Annotated in this window: 22 protein-coding genes; 8 read left to right on the top strand and 14 right to left on the bottom strand. The window is 66.4% G+C overall.

Features of this window, described 5'->3' with window-relative positions:
- Positions 1 to 143 precede the first annotated feature (143 nt).
- The 3 genes from FXN65_RS26850 (at position 144) to FXN65_RS26860 (ending at position 2249) form a co-directional block, all read left to right on the top strand.
- Positions 144 to 974: a dienelactone hydrolase family protein gene (locus tag FXN65_RS26850; RefSeq protein ID WP_151138267.1), complete on the top strand. Its 831-nt coding sequence runs from the start codon at positions 144 to 146 to the stop codon at positions 972 to 974.
- A 13-nt stretch (positions 975 to 987) separates the two neighbouring features.
- Complete coding sequence (gene elbB, locus FXN65_RS26855) at positions 988 to 1644, top strand: isoprenoid biosynthesis glyoxalase ElbB (protein WP_151138269.1); 657 nt, start codon at positions 988 to 990, stop codon at positions 1642 to 1644.
- Positions 1645 to 1778: 134 nt separating this feature from the next.
- Entirely contained in the window at positions 1779 to 2249 is a 471-nt protein-coding gene (locus tag FXN65_RS26860; RefSeq protein WP_151138272.1) for a thioesterase family protein, read from the top strand.
- Positions 2250 to 2375: 126 nt separating this feature from the next.
- Here the strand turns inward: FXN65_RS26860 and FXN65_RS26865 are convergent, their stop codons facing one another.
- The 5 genes from FXN65_RS26865 to FXN65_RS26885 form a co-directional block, all read right to left on the bottom strand.
- Entirely contained in the window at positions 2376 to 2828 is a 453-nt protein-coding gene (locus FXN65_RS26865; RefSeq protein ID WP_151138274.1) for a YaiI/YqxD family protein, read from the bottom strand.
- Positions 2829 to 2885: 57 nt separating this feature from the next.
- On the bottom strand, positions 2886 to 4775 hold the full coding sequence (locus FXN65_RS26870; RefSeq protein WP_151138276.1) for an FTR1 family protein: 1890 nt from the start codon (positions 4773 to 4775) through the stop codon (positions 2886 to 2888).
- A 212-nt stretch (positions 4776 to 4987) separates the two neighbouring features.
- Positions 4988 to 5620: a homoserine/homoserine lactone efflux protein gene (gene rhtB / locus FXN65_RS26875; protein WP_151138279.1), complete on the bottom strand. Its 633-nt coding sequence runs from the start codon at positions 5618 to 5620 to the stop codon at positions 4988 to 4990.
- A gap of 72 nt (positions 5621 to 5692) precedes the next feature.
- Positions 5693 to 6232, bottom strand: coding sequence for a mechanosensitive ion channel family protein (locus tag FXN65_RS26880; protein ID WP_151138281.1), 540 nt, complete (start codon positions 6230 to 6232; stop codon positions 5693 to 5695).
- Positions 6232 to 8142: an ATP-binding cassette domain-containing protein gene (locus tag FXN65_RS26885; protein ID WP_151138283.1), complete on the bottom strand. Its 1911-nt coding sequence runs from the start codon at positions 8140 to 8142 to the stop codon at positions 6232 to 6234. Before FXN65_RS26885 ends, FXN65_RS26880 begins: the two co-directional genes overlap by 1 nt.
- 50 nt (positions 8143 to 8192) lie before the next feature.
- Between FXN65_RS26885 and FXN65_RS26890 the strand changes: the two genes are divergently transcribed.
- Complete coding sequence (locus FXN65_RS26890) at positions 8193 to 8657, top strand: TIGR02444 family protein (protein WP_151138286.1); 465 nt, start codon at positions 8193 to 8195, stop codon at positions 8655 to 8657.
- Here FXN65_RS26890 and FXN65_RS26895 read toward each other — a convergent pair.
- From FXN65_RS26895 to FXN65_RS26905, 3 genes are all read right to left on the bottom strand, one after another.
- Positions 8654 to 9856 carry an AlgP family protein gene (locus tag FXN65_RS26895; RefSeq protein ID WP_151138987.1) on the bottom strand — a complete coding sequence of 401 codons (1203 nt, stop codon included), beginning with the start codon at positions 9854 to 9856 and terminating at the stop codon, positions 8654 to 8656. The genes FXN65_RS26890 and FXN65_RS26895 overlap by 4 nt on opposite strands.
- A 254-nt stretch (positions 9857 to 10110) precedes the next feature.
- A complete protein-coding gene (rsd, locus tag FXN65_RS26900) occupies positions 10111 to 10581 on the bottom strand; it encodes a sigma D regulator (protein ID WP_151138288.1) in 471 nt (156 codons plus the stop codon).
- A 325-nt stretch (positions 10582 to 10906) separates the two neighbouring features.
- Positions 10907 to 11398, bottom strand: coding sequence for a disulfide bond formation protein B (locus tag FXN65_RS26905; RefSeq protein WP_151138290.1), 492 nt, complete (start codon positions 11396 to 11398; stop codon positions 10907 to 10909).
- A gap of 109 nt (positions 11399 to 11507) precedes the next feature.
- On the opposite strand from FXN65_RS26905, the gene FXN65_RS26910 reads away from it, so the two are divergent.
- Positions 11508 to 12587, top strand: coding sequence for a PQQ-dependent sugar dehydrogenase (locus FXN65_RS26910; RefSeq protein ID WP_151138293.1), 1080 nt, complete (start codon positions 11508 to 11510; stop codon positions 12585 to 12587).
- Between the two features lie 51 nt (positions 12588 to 12638).
- Here the strand turns inward: FXN65_RS26910 and FXN65_RS26915 are convergent, their stop codons facing one another.
- From FXN65_RS26915 to FXN65_RS26940, 6 genes are all read right to left on the bottom strand, one after another.
- Complete coding sequence (locus FXN65_RS26915; protein WP_151138295.1) at positions 12639 to 13889, bottom strand: heme biosynthesis HemY N-terminal domain-containing protein; 1251 nt, start codon at positions 13887 to 13889, stop codon at positions 12639 to 12641.
- A complete protein-coding gene (locus FXN65_RS26920; RefSeq protein WP_151138297.1) occupies positions 13886 to 15019 on the bottom strand; it encodes a uroporphyrinogen-III C-methyltransferase in 1134 nt (377 codons plus the stop codon). The genes FXN65_RS26915 and FXN65_RS26920 overlap by 4 nt, the downstream gene beginning before the upstream one ends.
- A 16-nt stretch (positions 15020 to 15035) precedes the next feature.
- Entirely contained in the window at positions 15036 to 15806 is a 771-nt protein-coding gene (locus FXN65_RS26925; RefSeq protein WP_151138300.1) for a uroporphyrinogen-III synthase, read from the bottom strand.
- Complete coding sequence (hemC, locus tag FXN65_RS26930; RefSeq protein ID WP_178119452.1) at positions 15803 to 16744, bottom strand: hydroxymethylbilane synthase; 942 nt, start codon at positions 16742 to 16744, stop codon at positions 15803 to 15805. Before hemC ends, FXN65_RS26925 begins: the two co-directional genes overlap by 4 nt.
- A gap of 130 nt (positions 16745 to 16874) precedes the next feature.
- The gene (locus tag FXN65_RS26935) at positions 16875 to 17621 is read right to left on the bottom strand and encodes a LytR/AlgR family response regulator transcription factor (RefSeq protein WP_151138304.1); all 747 of its coding nucleotides are present in this window, start codon (positions 17619 to 17621) and stop codon (positions 16875 to 16877) included.
- The gene (locus FXN65_RS26940) at positions 17618 to 18700 is read right to left on the bottom strand and encodes a sensor histidine kinase (RefSeq protein ID WP_151138306.1); all 1083 of its coding nucleotides are present in this window, start codon (positions 18698 to 18700) and stop codon (positions 17618 to 17620) included. Before FXN65_RS26940 ends, FXN65_RS26935 begins: the two co-directional genes overlap by 4 nt.
- Before the next feature lie 218 nt (positions 18701 to 18918).
- On the opposite strand from FXN65_RS26940, the gene argH reads away from it, so the two are divergent.
- The 3 genes from argH (at position 18919) to FXN65_RS26955 (ending at position 20970) form a co-directional block, all read left to right on the top strand.
- Complete coding sequence (gene argH, locus FXN65_RS26945; RefSeq protein ID WP_151138308.1) at positions 18919 to 20313, top strand: argininosuccinate lyase; 1395 nt, start codon at positions 18919 to 18921, stop codon at positions 20311 to 20313.
- Between the two features lie 56 nt (positions 20314 to 20369).
- Complete coding sequence (locus FXN65_RS26950) at positions 20370 to 20648, top strand: hypothetical protein (protein ID WP_151138310.1); 279 nt, start codon at positions 20370 to 20372, stop codon at positions 20646 to 20648.
- Between the two features lie 79 nt (positions 20649 to 20727).
- Positions 20728 to 20970 (top strand): TIGR02647 family protein, encoded by a 243-nt coding sequence (locus tag FXN65_RS26955; protein ID WP_151138313.1) that lies wholly within the window; start codon positions 20728 to 20730, stop codon positions 20968 to 20970.
- Positions 20971 to 21029: the final 59 nt, after the last annotated feature.

A 21029-nucleotide genomic window follows, 5' to 3' on the forward strand; every position in this document is an offset into this window, starting at 1 on the left:
CCCCGGCCTGCTAGGATTGCTCGTCAGGGTCTGTCCGAACGCCGCCGCGCTGGTGGCCTTCGTCCAGTACCCGGGATGCTACTCTCGCAGCCGGCCTTCCCCCGCGGCATGGCGTGCCAACCCAAGCGGCATATGACGACAGCATGCGCAAACTCCTGAAACCCGCCCTGATCGCCCTGCTCCTCCTGGCCTGCGCGGCCTTGCTCGGACTCTATCCCTATCGCGCTGCGCTGCTGCCGCAGACCGCCGACCTGCCAGCGGCAGAGCAGCGCCTGGCGCCTCACCTCAGTCTGTTCACCCCGGACGGCACCGGCCCCTTCCCCACCGTGCTGGTATTCCACGGCTGCAGCGGCCAGAGCGCGCTGTTCATGCGCAACGTGAAAAGCTGGCTGCTGCCCGCCGGCTACGCCGTGATCTTCGTCGACAGCCACGCCGCACGCGGCATCGAGGACTGGCGGCCGGTGTGCGACGGCAAACGCCTGTGGGGCAATGAACGCGCCATCGACGTCTACGCCGCCCTGGCGCTGGCACGGCACAATCCGGCCATCGATAGCAGCAGGCTGGCGCTGCTCGGTTACTCCCACGGTGGCTGGACCATCCTCGACGCACTCTCCTACGACGGCAGCGCCGGCCACGGATTCCCGGCCACCGGCAAGGGCGCGCTGGCCGGCGTGCGCGGCGTGATCACCTATTACCCTTACTGCGGCTTCCCCGCCCACCTGCGCGACGGCCTCGGACACGACGCTCCCGTGCTGATGTTCCTCGGCGGCAAGGACCACGTCACCGACCACCAGCAATGCCTTTCGGCCCTCGACCACCTCACTGGCGAGCGCCTGGAACTGGTGCAGTACGGCAATGCCGACCACGTCTTCGACCAGCGCAGCGACCTGAATACCTACCAACCCGGACCGGCCCAGGATGCCCAGCAACGCGCCCTGGCGTTCCTGCGCGAGAACCTCGGACCGGCCCAATGACCTGGAGATGTCCATGACCAAGAAAGTTGCCGTGATCCTGTCCGGCTGTGGCGTTTACGACGGCGCGGAGATCCACGAGAGCGTGATCACCCTGCTGCGCCTGGACCAGCGCGGCGCCAAGGTCCAGTGCTTCGCCCCGAACATCGCGCAGCACCACGTGATCAACCACACCACCGGCGAAGAGATGCCGGAAAGCCGCAACGTGCTGGTGGAGTCGGCGCGCATCGCCCGCGGCGAAATCAAGGATGTTCGTGAACTGGCCGCCGCCGACTTCGACGCCCTGATCGTTCCCGGTGGCTTCGGCGCGGCGAAGAACCTCTCCGACTTCGCCATCAGCGGCGCCAACTGCATCGTGCAGCCCGACGTACTGGCCGCGGCCCGTGGCTTCGCCGAAGCCGGCAAGCCGGTAGGGCTGATCTGCATCGCTCCGGCGCTGGCGGCGAAGATCTACGGCGAAGGCGTGACCTGCACCATCGGCAACGATGCCGGCACCGCCGCTGCCCTGGCCGAGATGGGCGCCCAGCACGTGGATTGCGTGGTCGCCGAAATCGTCGAAGACCACAAGCGCAAGCTGGTGACCACCCCGGCCTACATGCTGGCGCAATCCATCAGCGAGGCCGCCGCCGGCATCTACAAGCTGGTGGACCGGGTGCTGGAACTGGCCCACTGATGTCCCCGAGCGGGCGGCTCCGGCCGCCCGCTTCGTGCCAATCCGGCCAATCCGCCCGCCTCTCCGGCCCTCCCCCTTGGCACCTTTGCCGCAACTGGGGCAGCGTCGGGCCATCGACGCTCGCAGGAGGCGCCATGAGCCAGACCGACTTCATCCTCACCCCGGAACTGCAACAGGCCGTTGCCGGGTTCTTCGAACGCATTCCCTTCAATCGCGTGCTCGGCATCCAGCTCGGCGAGATGACCACCGAGAAGGTGGTGATGCACCTGCCGATGAAGGACGAACTGATCGGCAACTTCGTCCACGGCATCCTCCATGGCGGCGTGATATCCAGCCTGCTCGACGTGGTCGGCGGCGCCATGGCGCTGATCGGCGCCTTCGAACGGCACCAGCACTTATCCACAGCCGAACGCATGGCACGGCTGTCCAAGCTCGGCACCATCGACCTGCGCATCGACTACCTGCGCCCCGGCCGGGGCCAGCACTTCACCGCCACCGCCGTGCTGCTGCGTTCGGGCAACAAGGTCGCGGTGGTGCGTTCGGAACTGCACGCCGACGACGGCACCCTGGTGGCGGTGGGCACCGGCACTTACCTCTGCGGTTGAGCGTCCGGGCACAGACGGCCGCCCGACATCCCGTTGCGGCTGGGTACCGCCGGCCAGATCAACGCCACCACCCAGCCCCATGCGGTGACCCGAGCAGACACCAGCGGCCGAGCTGCAGCCTGTGCGCTAGCCCCGGCTCAGCTTCGTCAGCAGCCGGTCCAGGGAATTGGAGAAGGCCTGCCGCTCCCGGTCGCCATAGGCCGCCTGGCCACCGCCCATCTGGCCCTGGTCGCGCAGGTCGGTGAGCAGGTTGCGCACCGCCAGCCGCTCGCCCATGTTGCGCTCGTCGAACTCGCGACCGCGCGGGTCGAGCGCCGCCACGCCCTTCTTCACCAGCCGATCGGCCAGCGGTACATCGCTGCAGATCACCAGCTCGCCGGGCACGGCGTTCTCCACCAGGTAGTCATCGGCCGCGTCCGGGCCGCTGGGCACCACCACCAGGCGCACGCAGGCGAAGGCCGGCTTGACCTGACCCTGCCCGGCCACCAGCACCACCTCGAACTTGCGCTTCAAGGCGAACTTGATCACCAGGTCCTTGGCCGCCCGGGGGCAGGCATCGGCATCGATCCAGACGCGCATGGGATAGCTTCCGCAGATAGGAAAAAGGGCGAGGAGTTTACACCCCTCGCCCTCCATTCAGGCTTGCACCGCGTCGCGCTCGCGCAACCAGCTGCGGCCGTAGAGCGCAGCGATGGCCAGCAGCGCGAGGCCCTGGGCCGACAGGGTGTAGGCATCGGGATGTATGCCCAGCCAGTCGAACTCGAAGAACGGCACGGGGCGAGTGCCCAGTACGCCAGCTTCCTGCAGTGCCGCCACACCATGGCCGGCGAACACCACCGACAAGGCGCAGAGCAGGATGGCGTTGGCGGTGAAGAAGGTGCCCAGCGGCAGCTTCGCCGAACCGCGCAGGATGACCCAGGCCAGCCCCACCAGCAGCACCAGTGCGCTCACCGCGCCAGCGATGACCATGCCATGGCCAGCCGGACCGGCCTGCAGCCACAGGGTTTCGTAGAAGAGGATCACTTCGAACAGCTCGCGGTACACCGAGAAGAACGCGAGGGTCGCGAAGCCGAAACGGCCACTGCTGCCGAGCAGGTGTTCCTTGATGTAGCTCTGCCAGGCGGCGGCGTGGCGGCGGTCGTGCATCCACACACCGAGCCAGAGCACCATCACGCAGGCGAACAGCGCGGTGAAACCCTCCATCAGCTCGCGCTGGGCACCGCCGACGTCGATCAGGAACGCTGCCACCGCCCAGGTGGCGAAGCCGGCCACGATGGCCAGGCCCCAGCCGACGTGTACGCTGCGCACCGCACTCTCCTGGCCGGTCTTGCGCAGGAAGGCGAGAATCGCGGCCAACACGAGGATGGCTTCGAGGCCTTCACGCAGCAGGATGAGCAGACTGGAGATGAAGCTCAGCGAGCCGCTCAGGCCGTCGCCGCCCAGGAGTTCGGCGGACTTTTCCAGTTCCGCCTTGGCGTGTTCCAGCAACTGCGCGACCTGGCCGACCGACTGGCGATCCTGCAGGGCCTGCCGGTAGGCCATCAACGCGCGCTCGGTGGTCTTGCGCTGCACGGCATCGAGGTTGTCGAGCGAGCTTTCCACCAGTTCGAAACCTTCCAGGTAGGCTGCCACCGAGAGGTCATAGGCCTGATCGGCGTCGCCGTCTCGATAGGCCTTGAGGCTCTGCTCCAGGGTGGAACGGGTATGGGCGATCAACTCGCTGGGCCCGCGCTGCTGGATCGGCGGCTGGGCGCGCTGGGCGCGGAACAGCGCCTGGGCTGCGGCGCCCTGGCTGATGCCCACTTCTTCCGGCGTGCGGCCAGCCAGCTCTCCAAGTGGGATGGCCTTGCCCTTCACCGACGGGTCGGCGCTGAAGCCGGCGATGTAGCTGGCCAGGTCCCAGCGCTGACGGTCGTCCAACTGGTCGGCGAAGGCCGGCATGTCGGTGCCTTCCACGCCCAGTCCGAGGGTGTTGTAGAGGTCGTAGAGGCTCATCCGGTCCATCCGCGCCTGGTCGCGCAGATTGGCCGGCGGCGGCTCCAGGCCCATGCCCGCGGGGCCGTCACCGGCGCCGGTGTCGCCATGGCAGACGCTGCAATGCTGGGCATAGAGCGGCGCGCCACGGGCGGGGTCGGGCGTGATGAGCGGGGCCTGGCTGACCTCGTAGGTCGCTGCCAGCCGGGTGGCCAGTTGGCGGGCCTGACGGGCCACGCTGGCGCCATCCTGCTTGCCTTCGACGGCCTGGTGCAGGCTGGCGACGCCCTGCTCCAGTTCCTTCTGGCCGTCACGGGCCGGCAGGGCAACGATCAGCGCCTGCAGGGCGCCGAGGAATTCGATCTGTTCGCGGTATTCGCTGGCGTCGATGACCTTGCCATCGACCACGGTGGCCGGGTAGTCGGCACCGATGTAGCTGAGCAAGTGCAGGGCCTGGGCGGCGCCTTCGGTCTGGTCGGCCATCAGGCCGAAGCTGCAGACCAGCATCAGCGGCATCAGGAGCCAGCTGAGCAATCTCGGAATGGGGAACATGAGTCAATCTCAAATGAGAATGGGGAAGCGAATTGTTACCGTCCTAACGATCCAGCTCAACCCCGGATGCCCACCCGGATTGCGGCGGTTTGTCGCAAGGGATCCCTGAAGGCCGCATGAGTGCTGGCCTTCGGCTCAACTGCTGAATGCTGGAAGCAGACCGCAGGAAGAAGATTTCCGACGGAACAGAGCCGGCGGCGCCGGCTCCGGGGTCACACCGGTGCGCGGCGGACGGTGGCCAGCAGCGCTGCCGCACCCACGAACAGGGCGGCAAAACCGCGGTTCATCACCCGTTGCTGGCGCGGTGTTCGCAGCAGGCGCAGGACACGGGCGGCGAGCCCGGTGTAGCCGGCCATCACGATCAGGTCGACAGTGATCATGGTCACACCCATCACCAGGTACTGCTCTACCAGCGGTGCATGGGGGTCAATGAACTGCGGCAGGACGGCGAGCATGAAGACGATCGCCTTGGGGTTGCTGAAATTCACCAGGAAACCGCGCAACACCAGGGTCAGCGGGCGGCCGATGGGACGCTCGGCGGCATTGTCGGCCATGTCGCTGGGCAGCGCCTTCCACTGCTTGACCGCGAGGTAGACCAGGTAGACCACACCGAACCACTTGATCAGGCTGAACGCCAGGGCGGAGGTGGCGAGGATGGCGCCGACGCCGGCGGCAACGATGGCGATCTGCAGGGCAAGGCCGATCTGCAAACCGAGCGCGTTCCAGTAGCCACGCAGGAAACCGTACTGCAGCCCGGAGGACATGGAGGCGATGGCACCGGCACCCGGTGAAAGGCTGATCACCCAGCAGGCAACCAGGAAAGCGAGCCAGGTCTGGAGCGCCATGGCAGATACCTCGGAAACGAAAAGGGGCAGGCCGCAGAGCCTACCCCTTCGCCCGGGCACTGCACAGTACCGTCAGCGCCAGCGGCGCACCGCCTTCTGGAAGAACAGGCTGTTGGGCACCTGCACCATGGCGCCGACGTTGTCTTCGCTGAGGTCTTCCAGGGTGGTGTAGAACAGGTTGATGGCGATCACCCTGCCCTTCACGCCCGGCTTGTCGGCGCTTTCGATCACTTCGACCTTGTCGCCCATGCGGAAAGGGCCGAGGGAGAAGATCAGCACCGCGCAGAACATGTTGGAGAGCACGCTCCAGATGGCGAAGAACGCCACCGCGGCCACGGCGGCGAAACCGGTCAGGGCAGTCCAGAGCACCTCGGCCGACACACCGAAGCGCTCCAGCACCAGCATGAAGGCGCTGCCGAGGATCATCCAGCGCAAGAGGCCGCGTAGCGGCAGCATCAGCTCCGGAGGCAGCTGTGGATAACGCACGCCGAGGCGGGTGATGCCGCGGGTGACGATGCGCTGCACCAGCCAGGCCAGCAGCACGATCAGCAGCACCTGGGCGGTACGGATCAGCGGCTCGCTCCAGGCCATCAGGAGTTGCAGGTCATCCATCAGTCCGCGGCCTCCAGTTGCCGCTGCAGCTCCTCCAGGGTTTCCAGGGCGAGGAGCCAGGCTTCTTCCAGTTCGGCCTCGCGACCTTTCAGGCGCGCCTGCTCGGCCAGCAGGTCACGCAGTTCGTCCTTGCGCGCGGCGTCGTAGATCGCGGCGTCGCCCAGGCGTTCTTCGACACCGGCCAATTGCTCCTGCACCTTGCCCAGCTCCTTTTCGAGCTTGTCGGCTTCCTTCTTGTGCGGAGCCAGTTGCTGACGCAGGGCTGCGGCGGCCTGGCGCTGGGCACGCTTGTCGGTCTTGTCCGGATTCACCGGACTGCTGGCCACGGGCGCCTGGCGCGCACGGAAATCCACCAACCAGCGGGCATAGTCATCGAGGTCGCCATCGAAGCTCTGCACGCGGCCATCTGCTACCAGCAGGAATTCGTCGGTGGTGCTCTTGAGCAGGTGACGGTCGTGGGACACCACCAGCACGGCGCCGGCGAAATCCTGCAGGGCCATGGTCAGGGCCAGGCGCATTTCCAGGTCGAGGTGGTTGGTCGGCTCGTCCAGCAGCAGCAGGTTGGGCTTCTGCCAGGCAATCAGCGCCAGGGCCAGACGCGCCTTCTCACCGCCGGAGAAGTTGGCCACCGCTTCGTCGCAACGGTCGCCCCGGAAGTCGAAACCACCGAGGAAGTCGCGCAGGGTCTGCTCACGTTCGGCAGGAGCGATGCGCTGCAGGTGCAGCAGTGGGCTGGCCTTGGCATCAAGCGCATCGAGCTGATGCTGGGCGAAGTAGCCGATGGCGAGGTTTTCGCCACGGGCAAGGCGGCCGCCGAGGGGATCGAGATCGCCGGACAGGGTCTTGATCAGGGTCGACTTGCCCGCGCCATTGGGGCCCAGCAGACCGATGCGCGCACCCGGTGCGAGCTGCAGCTTGACCTGCTGGAGCACCGCCTTGTCGCCGTAGCCGAGACGACCCTCGGACAGGTCCAGCAGCGGGCTGGAAATCTTGTCGGCCTCGCGGAAGCTGAAGTCGAACGGTGAGTCCACATGGGCCGGCGCCAGTTCTTCCAGACGCTCCAGCGCCTTGATCCGGCTCTGTGCCTGGCGGGCCTTGGTCGCCTGCGCCTTGAAGCGGGCGATGTACTTTTCCATGTGCGCACGTTGCGCCTGCTGCTTCTCGTAAGCCTGCTGCTGCTGCGCCAGGCGTTCCGCGCGAGTGCGTTCGAACGCCGAGTAGCCGCCGCGGTAAAGCGTCAGCTTTTGCAGTTCGAGATGCGCGACGTTGTCGACGACCGCATCAAGGAAATCACGGTCGTGGGAAATCAGCAGCAAGGTGCCCGGGTAGCCCTTGAGCCACTCTTCGAGCCAGAGGATGGCATCGAGGTCAAGGTGGTTGGTGGGCTCGTCGAGCAGCAGCAGCTCGGAGGGGCACATCAGCGCCTGGGCGAGGTTCAGGCGCATCCGCCAGCCACCGGAGAAATCGCCGACGCGTCGGTCCATCTGCTCCGGGGAGAAGCCGAGACCGGCCAGCAGCTTTCGCGCGCGGGCGTCCGCCGTGTAGCCATCGGCGCTGTCCAGCTCGATGTGCAGGCGGGCGATGGCGGTGCCGTCATGGCCCGCTTCGGCAGCGGCCAGCTCGCGCTGTACCCGGCGCAGGTGCTGGTCACCGTCGAGCACGTAGTCCACGGCCAGGCGTTCCAGGTTGTCCACTTCCTGGCGCATGTGGGCGATGCGCCAATCGGCGGGCAGCAGACAGTCGCCGGCATCGGGCCCGAGCTCGCCGCGCAGCAGGGCGAACAGACTGGATTTGCCGGCACCGTTGGCGCCGATGAGACCGACCTTCTGGCCGGCGTGCAGGGTCAGTTCAGCGCCTTCTAGCAGGCGCTGCGGACCACGCTGTAGAGTGAGATTTTGCAGTCGGATCATGATGGCGGCGGAGTTTATCAGCTTCGTCGCCCTGTCGCCCGAGGAGCACCATGCCTTCAGACCTGTGGACTTTCGCCCTGCGCCTGTATACCGAACCCGGTGTCGAACAGGCCTGCCTGCATCTTCAGGAGGGCGGTGGCGATGTCTGCCTGTTGCTCACGGCCTGCTGGCTGGGGCGGCGCGGCGCCGCCTTCGACGCTTCCCGCCTGGACAACCTGCTGCGCGTTTGCGAGCCGTGGCAGGAAGAAGTGGTGAAGCCGTTGCGCACACTGCGCCAGAACTGGCGCGCCCAAGCTCAGGACGACCCGGCGCTGGCCGGCTTGCGGGAGCAGATCAAGGCGCTGGAACTGGAAGCCGAACGCAAGCTGCTGGCGCGTCTGGAGAGCACCGCGGATGGCTGGGCGGAAGGTGGGGTGGAGCAGGTGGAGAACTGGCTGCTGGGCTGCTGCCCAGCGCGGGAAGCAGCGGACCGCGACGCGCTCGATCTGTTGCGCGCCGCGGCCCTGGCGCTTTAGTTCGACGGCGAGGTCGGAGCGGCACCATTGCTGCTGGCCGGAGCCACGCTGGCGACCGGTGCGGTGGCCGGAACGGCCGGAGCAACAGCGGCAGCCGGGGTCGCGGCGGCAGGCTTGGCGGCCGGGACTGGTGCCGGAGCTGCGGGCTTCGCGGCAGCGGGCTTGGCCGGAGCGGCCTTCTTCACTGCCGGCTTGGCGGCCGGTTTCTTCGCAGCGGGCTTGGCGGCAGCTGCAGGCTTGGCGGCAGTCGCGGCAGGCTTGGCTGCGGCAACGGGCTTCACAGCGGCTGCTGGCTTGGCTGCAGGTTTGGCAGCAGGCTTCGCGGCGACCTTGGCAGCGGGTTTCGCAGCCGGTTTCGAGGCTGGCTTCGCAGCAGCCTTGGCGGCAGCGGCAGGTTTCGCGGCGGCCGATTTCGCAGCAGGTTTGGCTGCCGCGGATTTAGCAGCCGGCTTCGCGGCGGCCTTGGCGGCCGGCTTGGCAGCGGGCTTCGCAGCAGGTTTCGCGGCAACCTTGGCAGCGGGTTTGGCAGCAGCGGCTGGCTTCGCGGCAGTCGGTTTCGCAGCCGGCTTGGCGGCAACCGATTTAGCGGCAGGCTTCGCCGCGGGCTTGGTTGCGACTTTGGCAGCAGGCTTGGCGGCGACCTTGGCAGCGGGCTTCGCGGCAGGCTTGGCTGCGGCGACCTTGGCAACAGGCTTGGCCGCCGGTTTCGCGGCGGGCTTGGCCGCGGCCCTGGCAGTCGGTTTTGCCGCAGGTTTCGCAGCAGGCTTAGCGGCAGGCTTGGCCACGGCGGGTTTGGCTTCGCGGGAGGTCAGGGCCTTGCTGGCGGCCTCACGCACTTTGCCTACGCCCTGGGCGAGCTTCAGGCTCTCCTGGGAGTCACGCTTGAGCTGGGCGATGTAGGTGCGGGTCTCGGCCTGACGATTCTTCAGGGTCTCGAGCAGCGCTTCGAGTTCACCGATGCTGGCCTTGGCCTTGGCTTGCGCCTTGGCTTTGCCAGCCTTGGCGGCATCCTGCAGCTTGGTGCGCGCGGCGTGCAGTTTTTCCTGGCTCTTGCCACGCTGCTTCTCCAGTTTGGTCAGCAGCTTTTCAGCGTCGACCGAAGCTTGGGCGCAGGCTTTTTCGAGGTGTTCGAGCAGGCTGTGGGAAAGCTGATGCAACAGGTGCAGCGGGGTGCTTACGGGCTTCTTCTTGGCCGACATGGTATGCCTCCTGGCGGGCGTTATTTGGCCCATACTAGTCGCCTGTTTCGCGAGTCGCCAGAGGCCGCGCAATTCCGCCCGCCAGGGCCTTGCGACTGATCGCCGGTGCAAGGTCTCAAGAGTGCGATCCAGACCTGGACCTGCGAGGTCGGGAAACCCTCTTTGCACCGACAGCCGCACATTGCCGCAATAGCTCTGGAATCAGGTTCCCAGCGAGTCTCAACACCCTGATTCCAGCGCCGTCAGGACAGCGATCAGGCCGGTTGCGAGGCCTGGCCCTGATGGGCGTTGTGCAGCACTTCGATCAGGCAGTCTTCCAGCTCGAAGCGTTCGTGAAGCAGTTGCCCGAGATTCTTCAATTCGCTAGTCAGGCAGAGGTCACGGCAATCGCCGTTGTCGCAGCGGTCGTTGAACGCCAGGGCAACTTCGGTGATGGCTTCGATACGTGGATAGATTTGCTTGGCGAGGTCGAGGCCGCGTTGGTCGCCAAACGCTTTCGCCTCATTGAGCAATTGCTCGTAGACCTCGAAGTGCCCTGCGGAAACATAGTCCAGCAGGACCTCACAGAACCTTTGCAGCCCTTCTGCGTTGGCGCTGGGGGCTTGTGGTTTGTCGCTCAGCGAGCTGTATACGCGGACCAGCTCATGGCGCTCCTGCAGCCAGCGGTCGATCAGCTGGTGCACGCCACCCCAACGTTCCTGAGCGTTCTGGCAACTTTCGAGCATGGTGACGACCTCACTTCCCTAATTCGGTAATGCCGTTATACGTCCGCTCCGAGACGGTTTTTTGTCGACCGGTGCAAGATCTTGGGAAGACACCACCAAAACGGCAATATTCCGGCGGCGCGTGCGGGCCAGATTATGCCCGCCGGGCAGTGCCATCAAGGCGCTTGCAGGAAAAAATTCATACGAGCGTTTAATCGACAGGCCGCGGCCCGTCTGGCCGGAGTCGTCTGGCCGACGCGGCGAATTGGCGCAGTGAACGAAGGGCAGGAAAAAGGCGGGAAAGCTCAACGATAGGGCGCATGGCAGGCCATGCGCCCTGGGGGTTTCAAGCGCGACGCAGCAGCTGATAGAGCGAGAACAGGATGCAGCCGGCGAAGGCCAGCAGGCTCCATTCGGGAATGCTCATGCCGAAGAGAGTCCAGGTCACAGCCGCGCAGTCGGCGGTGCCATGGAGCATGGTCTTGACGATCTGCAGGAAGGGCCACGCCTCGATCATGTAATCGAAACTCGGCAGGCAGGCGGGCAACTGGTCCGCCGGCACGCTCTGCAACCAGATCTGGCGACCGGCGAAACCCGCGCCACCTGCAGAGAAGAGCAAGGCCAGCACAGCGTAGATGCGTCGCCCGGTCCGCTCGGGACCATGGATCGCGGCGATCAGGCAGACGATGCCGAAGGCGATGATGAAGACGCGCTGCACGATGCACAGCGGGCAGGGTTCGAGACCCAGGGCGTGTTCGAGGTATAGCGCGCCGCCCATGACGGCAACGCAACCGAGGAAGGCGAACAGGAAGAGTGAACGCGGGCTTGCCAGGGACATGGCGGCTCCGTTGGGTTATCAGGAAGGGCGTTACGGTAGTGGAAAGCGCCTTGGGCTTTCAAGGCGACCGACTAGGCTGGATGAGGTTGCCTATCCGGAGAACACCGCCATGTGTCGGCTACTCATGCTTGCCCTGCTCCTGCTATCCGGAGTGGCCAACGCCGCGTTGCCCCTGGAGCGTATCCGGTTGCCCGAGGGGTTTCGCATCACGCTGTTGAGCGACCAGGTGCCCGATGCCCGGGAAATGACCTGGGGTGAGCGCGGCACGCTCTTCGTCGGCAGCAACGCGGCGGGCGCGGTCTATGCGCTCGACCCGGTCAGCGGCAAGGTCCGCACCATCGCCAGCGGCCTACAGCTTCCAGTTGGCGTGGCCTACAAGGGAGGTGACCTTTACGTCTCCGCAGTCAGCCGGGTCCTGCGCCTGCGCGACATAGAGTCGCGACTGGATTCACCACCCAGGCCTGAAGTGGTGCTTGCCGGTCTGCCACGGGAAACCCATCACGGCTGGAAGTTCATCGCCTTCGGTCCCGACGGCAAGCTCTACGTGCCGATCGGAGCGCCCTGCAATGTCTGCGCTGAAGACCCCGACCTCTATGCCGCCATACACCGCATGAACGCCGATGGCAGTGGCATGGAGCTGGTCGCGCGCGGAGTGCGCAATACGGTGGGATTCGACTGGCACCCGCAAACCGGCGAACTCTGGTTCACCGACAACGGTCGCGACCTGATGGGCGACGACGTGCCCGACTGCGAGCTGAATCGCCTGGAGAAGGTCGGTCAGCATTTCGGCTTTCCCTACTGCCATGCCGGCGACGTGGCCGACCCGAAATTCTCCCAGCGACCCTGCAGCGAATTCGTCGCCCCCGTGGCGAAGCTGGGTCCGCACGTGGCACCGCTCGGAGTGCGCTTCTACACCGGTGAGCAGTTCCCCGCCGAATACCGCAACAACCTGTTCATTGCCGAGCACGGCTCGTGGAACCGCAGCGAGAAGATCGGTTACCGGATCAAGCGGGTCGAGCTCAACCCCGACGGCAGCCTGAAACGCCAGCGCGTGTTCGCCGAGGGCTGGCTGGAAGACGGCGATGTCTGGGGACGTCCGGCGGATGTGCTGGTGACGCCGGACGGCGCCCTGCTGGTGAGCGATGACTATGCCGGAGCCATCTACCGCATCGACTACGTGGGCAAGTGACCCCGCAACGCGGCAATGAAAAAGGCCCGGGACTTCCCGGGCCTTTCTGCATCAGGCGATCTTCTCGGCCGGCAGGGGCAAGGCCGGCAGACGCTGGTCGAGCAGGCCGAGGCCTTCCTGGAACAGCTGGTTGCTGCGCTCCACTTCGCCCATCTGCGCCAGCAGGCGAGCGAGTTCGGCACAGGTTTCAGGGTCACGCCGGAAGCTCAGGCTGCTCTCGAAGTACTCCCGCGCCTTGCCCCAGAGACGGTTGCGCAGGCACAGGCGGCCAAGGGTGAGCAACAGCGCAGCGTCACTGGCATGCTCCTTCAGCCAGCCCTCAGCCGTCTGCAGCTGGCGAGCCGGGTCGCGGCCACGCAGCAGGCCGTAGAAACGCACCAGGGCCTCGTCGTAGCCGCGCTTGATGGCGCCACGTACGGACTCCTCGGCTTCTTCCTCGGCACCCAGGCGATGCAGTTGTTCGGCAAAGGCCAGCACCAGGCGAGGCTCGTTGCGCTGGGCGGACGAGAGTTGCTGCCAGGCGCGGGTCAGGGGCTGCAGTGCGGTTTCGCCCTCGTTCAGTCCTTCTTCGCCTGCCTGGTGCAGACGGGCGCTCCAGACGCGCAACTCGAGTTCGGCCAGCCGGCCTTCGGGCAGGGCCTTCTCCTTGCGCAGAGTCGGCAGCAGGCCGACCAGTGCTGCCCAGTCTCCCCGCACTTCATGCACGTGGAGCAACTGACGCAGCACCTGATGGTGACGCGGATGGCGCTCGTGCACGGCCTTGAGGGTTTCCAGCGCGGCGGCCGAGTCGCCACGATCCAATTGCAGCTCGGCATGGGCCAGGGCGATGGCCAGCTCGGCCTGGGGCTGGCGTTCCAGCGCACGCTCCAGCAGTTGCTCGGCTTCTTCGGTCTGGCCGATCTTCTGCGCAGCGCGGGCCGCACCCAGGTAATAGATCAGCGGCTGCGGATCACCTTCGGCAGCGCGCTTGAGATGGCGCAGCGCGCGGGCCCAGCGGCCTTCGGCGAGATCCAGCAGCCCCTGCTCGGAGGCCAGCCGCGCGCGGCGCCGGGCATTGCGCCGCGACCAGGGATTGACCACGCCGCCGGACACCGCCACCAGCCGCAGCAGGTAGCGCAGGACCACGAACAGCAGCCAGAGGAACGCCAGCAGCGCCAGGGTCGCCCAGAGCGTGGACTCGTAGCGGAAGCCCTTGTAGGCCACCAGCACGTAGCCCTTGTGCTGGGCGACAGCCAAGCCGATGAGGGTGGCGGCGGTACCGATTACCGCGAGGATCAGCAGGACCTTGAGCAGGCGTTTCATTGGCCGGCCTCCTTGGCCGGCTCGGCGGCGACCGGCGCCTCGGATTCCGCCGCGGCCGCGCCCGGAGTGCGCCGCAGGTAGGCCTGCAGGGCGCTCAGCGCCGGTGTGAGATCAGGCGCCTGGACTTCCACCGGCTGACCGGCGAGTTCGTCGAGACGGGCGAGCAGCGCGCGGCTGTCCGGATTCTCTTGGTTGAAGTGGCCGTTCAGCACTTCACGGGCCTGGCGCAGGGACTGTTGGTAGACCTGGGTCTGCCCATGCAGCGCGCCCCATTGCGCCTGCTCCAGGGCCAGCGACAGGGCAAGGCGGACCTGGGAAAGACTCTGCCCGGCCAGCAGCGGCTTGATGTCCTGGCTGGCGTCCAGCTGGATGCGGAAGTAGTGCGAGAGCTTCTCCAGCCACTCGGCCCAGGCGCTGCCACCGTCGCCTTCGGCGGCCATGTCCATCAGCACGCCACCCTTGTCCTCGAAGGCCGGCACCAGCGGGTTGAGCTGGGCTGCCTGCTCGCGCAGCGCGCCGAGCTGGAGGAACAGGCCGGTGCGATCCGGCTGCTCGGTGCTGCGCAGGGCGGCAAGGCTCTTCGCCAGTTGCTCGCGGGCGGCATAGGCGCCGGGATCGTCCTGCTCGCGAAGGATGTCGTCGGCGGCCTGTACCAGGGCGCTCGCACTGTGGATATCCTGCAGCGCGGAGAGGCGCAGGCTGGCCAGGCGCAACAGGTGCTCCGCCTCGGCCAGGCGCCAGTCCTTGCGGCTGGCGCCGAGGATGGTCTCCAGGCGCTGGCGCAGCTGTTGCTGATCGCCCTGCAGGTCCACCAGCAGACGGCGGCGCTCGTCCAGTTCGGCGGCGCTGGGCAGTGCTTCCAGGCGCTGGGTGAGTTGTTGTTCACGCTGAGCCAGGGCGCGGGTCTGGCCACGGGCATCCTCGACCATGCTCAGTTGCTGCTGGTCGCGGCTTTCCAGCGTGCGCACCTGCCAGAGGCCCCAGCTACCCACGGCGATGCCGGCGGCGCCCAGCAGCAGGGCGAACAGCGCCAGGCCGTTGCCCCTTGGAGCAGGCGTGGCGCTGGCGGGGGTCACGGGTTCGGCGGCTAGAGTGTGTTGCTCTTGTTTCGGGGCTTCTGCTTCGCTCACGTATCCATCCTTCGCATCAGTGGGCCGGCGCCGGATACTGCCTGAGCGCCGCCAGCAAGGCCGCGGCACTGGCGCCACGACAATCCACAACATTCTTCACGCCCGCCTCCGCGGCCTGCTCGGCCACCCGCGGGCTGGGTACGAACAGGGTCAGGCGGGCCAACTCGGGCCAGGCGTCGCCCGCCAGGCGCTGGAGGTTCTCCAGGCCCTGGCCACTGCTGACCACCAGACCATTCAGGCGTTCCGACTCGACGCGGCGCGCCAGGGTGCCCGCCGGGTAGTCCGGCTGACAGCGCCGATAGAGTTCCAGATAGTCGACCGCGACGCCTTGGCCGCGCAAGCGCTCGGCGAGGAATTCTCGGCCACCTTCGCCACGCATGATCAGCAGCCTGGGATCGGGTACGGAAAGCGCTTCGGCCAGTTGCGGCAGCGCCAGCAAGGCCTCGCTGTCGTCACCCTCCGCGGGCCAGGCCGTCGGCAGGCCGTACCCTTCGAGCAGGGCACCGGTGGCCGCGCCAACGCTGAACCAGCGCTGGTCGGCAGGCGGCTGCGGCCAGTAGCGATCGAGCAGGTCGAGGCCGAGGCGCGCCGCCGGCTTGCTGACCACCACCACCGCGCAGTAGCGATCAAGTTCGAGGATGATGCCACGCTGCTCGGGCGTCTCCTCGATGGGTTCGATGGCCAGCAGCGGCAGGCTGCTGCAGAACACCTGCTGCTCGGCCAGGGTCGCGGCCAGGGCTTCGCACTCCTCGGCGGGGCGCGTCAGCAGCAACCGCCAGGCCGTCACGGGTGACCGGCCTCGCCGTAGACGGCCTTGAGGATGTCGCCGGCGCCCTGCTTCAGCAGCTCATCGGCAACCTTCACGCCCAGTGCTTCGGCGTCGGCGGAAGCGGCACGGCCTTCGGCACGCAGCAATTTGCCGCCATTGGGCTCACCGACCAGGCCACGCAGCCAAAGCTGTTCGCCTTCGAGGATGGCGTAGCAGGCGATGGGCACCTGGCAGCCACCGTTCAGGTGCTTGTTCAGGGCGCGCTCGGCGATGACGCGCAGGGCGGTCGCCTGGTGATGCAGGGGCGCCAGCAGGGCGTGGATTTCGCTGTCCGCGGTGCGGCACTCGATGCCCACGGCACCCTGGCCGCCAGCCGGCAGGCTGTCTTCGACGCTGATGGAGGAACGGATGCGGCCCTCGAAACCCAGGCGGATCAGGCCGGCGGCGGCGAGGATGATGGCGTCGTACTCACCGGCATCCAGCTTGGCCAGGCGGGTATTCACGTTGCCACGCAGGAACTGGATCTTCAGGTCCGGCCGACGAGCCAGGAGCTGGGCCTGGCGACGAAGGCTGGAGGTGCCGACCACGCTGCCGGCAGGCAGGGCGTCGAGGCTGTCGAAACGATTGGAGACGAAGGCGTCGCGCGGGTCTTCACGCTCGCAGATGCAATACAGGCCGAGACCTTCGGGGAAGTCCATGGGCACGTCCTTCATGGAGTGCACGGCGATGTCGGCCTCGTTCTCCAGCAGGGCGGTTTCCAGCTCCTTCACGAACAGCCCCTTGCCGCCGATCTTCGCCAGCGGCGCGTCGAGCAGCTTGTCGCCCTTGCTGACCATCGGCACCAAGCTGACCCTGATACCGGGGTGCGCTTCTTCAAGACGGGCTTTGACGAATTCGGCCTGCCACAGGGCCAGGGCACTCTTGCGGGTGGCGATGCGGATCTCGCGGGACATGATCACTTCCGGAAACGGTAATGCCCGGAATCATAACAGGCCCACGCACTGCCAGGGCGCAGGCGGATGTCGCGCAGCGACACGGTTTGTCGAAGAAACGCGGCGCAAACGGAACGGGCCGACTGACGGCCCGCTACAGATTGTTCATCAGCTTCCGCACACCGGCCACGTGGCGGCGGCTGACGGTCAGGGCCTCGCCGTTCATACCCTTGAGGTAGAGCTGGAAGTGGCCCAACGGGGTGCGCTGCAACCGCTCGATGCGCTCGCGGGCCACCAGAGCATTACGGTGGATGCGTACGAAACGGTCGCCGAACTCGTCTTCCAGCGCCTTGAGCGGCTCATCCAGCAGCACCTCGCCATGCTCATGGCGCAAGGTCACGTACTTGTGGTCGGCGATGAAGAAGATCACCTGGTCCAGGGGGATCAGCTCGATGCCTTTCCGGGTTCGGGCGCTGATGTGACTTCGGGGACCGCTCCCGCTGACCGCAGCAGGACGGGTCAGCGCAGCGAGTTGCACACGGTTGGGGCGCTCGGCCTTCTTCAGCGCTTCGGCCAGGGACTCGGAGCGCACGGGTTTGACCAGGTAACCCACGGCACTGACCTGGAAGGCCTCCAGGGCGAATTCGTCGTGGGCCGTGCAGAAGATCACCGCCGGCGGCGCCTCGCGTTCGCATAGCCTGGCGGCCACCTGCAACCCGTCCAGGCCGGGCATTCGAATGTCGAGCAGAACGACATCCGGCTTGAGGCTGTCGATCAGGGTGAGCGCCTCCTCGCCATTGCTGGCGGCAGGCTCCAGTACTCGGTACCCCTCGAGGTCGCCGACCAGGCGGCTGAGGCGCTCGCGGGCTAGGGGTTCATCGTCGACGATCAGGACATTCATATCGCACGGGCTTCCTGCGTGAGTCTCGCACAAGGATAGCGTAGACAGGTGAAGTGGCGGCCGTCACGGCGCTCCACGCTGAGACTTGCCCGCGGCCCGAAAAGTGCCGTCAGGCGCGCGTCGATATTGCGCAGAGCCTGCTGGGTTCCTCGCGAGGGCGACTGCCCCTGGACCTCTTCGTAAGGATTGCTCACGCAGAGGCGGAACATGCCATCGCGATAATCCGCTTCGATTCTTACCAGCCCCCCCTCGATGCGCGGCTGGATGCCATGTATCAGGGCGTTCTCCAGCAACGGCTGCAGCGTCAATTGAGGGATGGGCAGATCGTCCGGTACTTCATCCACCTGCCAATCCAACTGTAGCCGGTCTCCGAGACGATATTGCTCGATCGAGAGATATCGTTTCGCCAATTCCACCTCCTCGCCCCAGTCGACCAGGGTACCGGGCTTGGCCAGGCTGGCACGGAATATGTCGGAGAGATCGAGTACGGCCTGCTCGGCCTTGTCCGGATCGATCACCACCAGGCTGGCGATGCTGTTCAGGCTGTTGAACAGGAAGTGCGGACGGATGCGCGCCTGCAGGGACTCAATGCGCGCCTTGAGTTCCGCCTGCTGCTGCTTGCGCCACTGGCTCTGCAGGTAGAAATAACGCAGCAGCAGCGCGGACATGATCAGGCTGATCAGTCCATGGCGCAGATACAGGTTGACCTCGCCATTGCGCGGCAGCGGCCCGCCGAGATCGAAGTAGTCGGCCACCGCGGTACCGGCCAGGGTCAGGCCCACCACCAGGGCGCAGCACAGGCTTCCGGCAAGGGCCGCCCGCATGCGCGCCAACAACGGTCTGAGCTGACACAACACCGCCGCAGAGAGCAGGACGATCCATTGCACGAAAAGTGAGGTCAGAGCCAGGCGTACCCAGTTGAAACTGGGCAGCATGGGCTCGGCCAGCACCAGCACCAGCACCAGCAGTTCGGCCAGCAGCACCAGCCCGAGCAAAGCCTCGGGCAGGCACAATTCCGGCAGGAAGAAGTCGTCTTTGGCGGTGTTGGAACGCGCTTTCTTTTTCAGGCGCTTCGGCATCCCGGACATTTCCCCAATGGCCCGGCGAGCGACCAGCCAGGGTCGCCGGGCAAAAGCCTGTACTGAACCATCAAAACCAGGGCATTTCCGTGAAGGCAGCGGCAATCTGCCCAGCCCCCGACCGGACAGGCCGCGCCGGTTTTTCCGGCAACACTGTTATTATCGACGGTATTTTCCGGCCCATCGGCTTTCTTTCACCTTCCGCACCGAGTGAACCCATGAGCACCGACAAGACCAACCAGTCCTGGGGTGGCCGCTTCAGCGAGCCCGTCGACGCCTTCGTCGCCCGTTTCACCGCGTCCGTAGACTTCGACAAGCGCCTGTACCGCCATGACATCATGGGCTCCATCGCCCATGCCACCATGCTGGCACAGGTCGGCGTGCTCAGCGACGCCGAGCGCGACGCCATCATCGACGGCCTGAAGCAGATCCAGGGCGAGATCGAGGCCGGCAGCTTCGACTGGCGCGTGGACCTGGAAGACGTGCACATGAACATCGAAGCGCGCCTGACCGACCGCATCGGCGTCACCGGCAAGAAACTGCACACCGGCCGTTCGCGCAACGACCAGGTCGCCACCGACATCCGCCTGTGGCTGCGCGACGAAATCGACACCATCCTCGGCGAAATCACCCGCCTGCAGCAGGGCCTGCTGGGTCTGGCCGAAGCGGAAGCCGACACCATCATGCCCGGCTTCACCCACCTGCAGACCGCCCAGCCGGTGACCTTCGGCCATCACCTGCTGGCCTGGTTCGAAATGCTCAGCCGCGACCATGAGCGCCTGGTGGACTGCCGCAAGCGGGTCAACCGCATGCCGCTGGGTTCGGCCGCCCTGGCCGGCACCACCTACCCGATCCAGCGCGAGATCACCTGCCAGCTGCTCGGCTTCGACGCCGTTGGCGGCAACTCCCTGGACGGCGTGTCCGACCGTGACTTCGCCATCGAATTCTGCGCCGCCGCCTCGCTGGCGATGATGCACCTGTCGCGCTTCTCCGAAGAGCTGGTGCTCTGGACCAGCGCCCAGTTCCAGTTCATCGACCTGCCCGACCGCTTCTGCACCGGTTCCTCGATCATGCCGCAGAAGAAGAACCCCGACGTGCCCGAGCTGGTACGCGGCAAGTCCGGCCGGGTGTTCGGCGCACTCACCGGCCTGCTGACCCTGATGAAGGGCCAGCCGCTGGCTTACAACAAGGACAACCAGGAAGACAAGGAGCCGCTGTTCGACGCCGCCGACACCCTGCGCGACAGCCTGCGCGCCTTCGCCGACATGGTTCCGGCCATCAAGCCCAAGCGCGAGATCATGCGCGAAGCCGCCCGCCGCGGTTTCTCCACCGCCACCGACCTCGCCGACTACCTGGTGCGCAAGGGCCTGCCCTTCCGTGACTGCCACGAGATCGTCGGCCACGCGGTGAAGTACGGCGTGGACACCGGCAAGGACCTGGCCGAAATGAGCCTGGACGAACTGCGCCAGTTCAGCGACCAGATCGGCGACGACGTCTTCGCCGTGCTGACCCTGGAAGGCTCGGTGAACGCCCGTGACCACATCGGTGGCACCGCGCCGAACCAGGTCCGCGCCGCCGTCCAGCGTGGCAAGGACCTGCTGGCCACCCGCTGACCGCTCTCCGGGTGGCGCCCCGCGCCGCCCGGCCTCCCCGATGACAGGACATCGCCATGACCGACGATATTGATGACGGTGAAGAGGCCTTCGCCGAGGCCACGCTGACCCAGGCCATCGAGAACCAGATCGAGGCCGGCGAGCCGCCTGCCGCTCGCGCCACGCTCAACAAGCTGACCCTGGTGGGTTACGAGCGCGAGGAAATCCTCCAGTTGATGGCCCTGGTCCTGGCCCACGAGATCGACGCCATGCTCGCGGCGGACCGCCCCTTCGATACCGAATGGTACGAAAGGGCCTTGCGGGCACTGCCGGACCTGCCCGAAGATCAGGGCTGACCTCGCCTACACTCCACAGACTCCAGATTCCGGCCGGCCATCGTCGGCCTTTGCAGTACAACAAGAACTAGGAGCGACCATGGTCTTCACCCCCGAACTCATCGCGGAATTCGAACTGCTGGCCCTGTTCAACCTGGACAACACCCAGGAAGGCCTGAAGGTTCACAACAACGCCAACCCCAAAGTCCAGGCCGCCGTCATGCGGTTGCACCAGAAAGGCCTGATCACCCAGCCCGACGGTGGCTACCTGACCAGCCTCGGACTGGACGCGGCCGAACACGTCCAGGCGCTGCGCACCATCCTCGTACCCCAGCCCGCCTGACACCGCCGCTCAAGTCGGCAACATAACGGGCGATACAATGCGGATGCCTGCCGGCGGCG

Origin of the sequence: Pseudomonas lalkuanensis, assembly GCF_008807375.1 — a bacterium.
GTDB lineage: Bacteria > Pseudomonadota > Gammaproteobacteria > Pseudomonadales > Pseudomonadaceae > Metapseudomonas > Metapseudomonas lalkuanensis.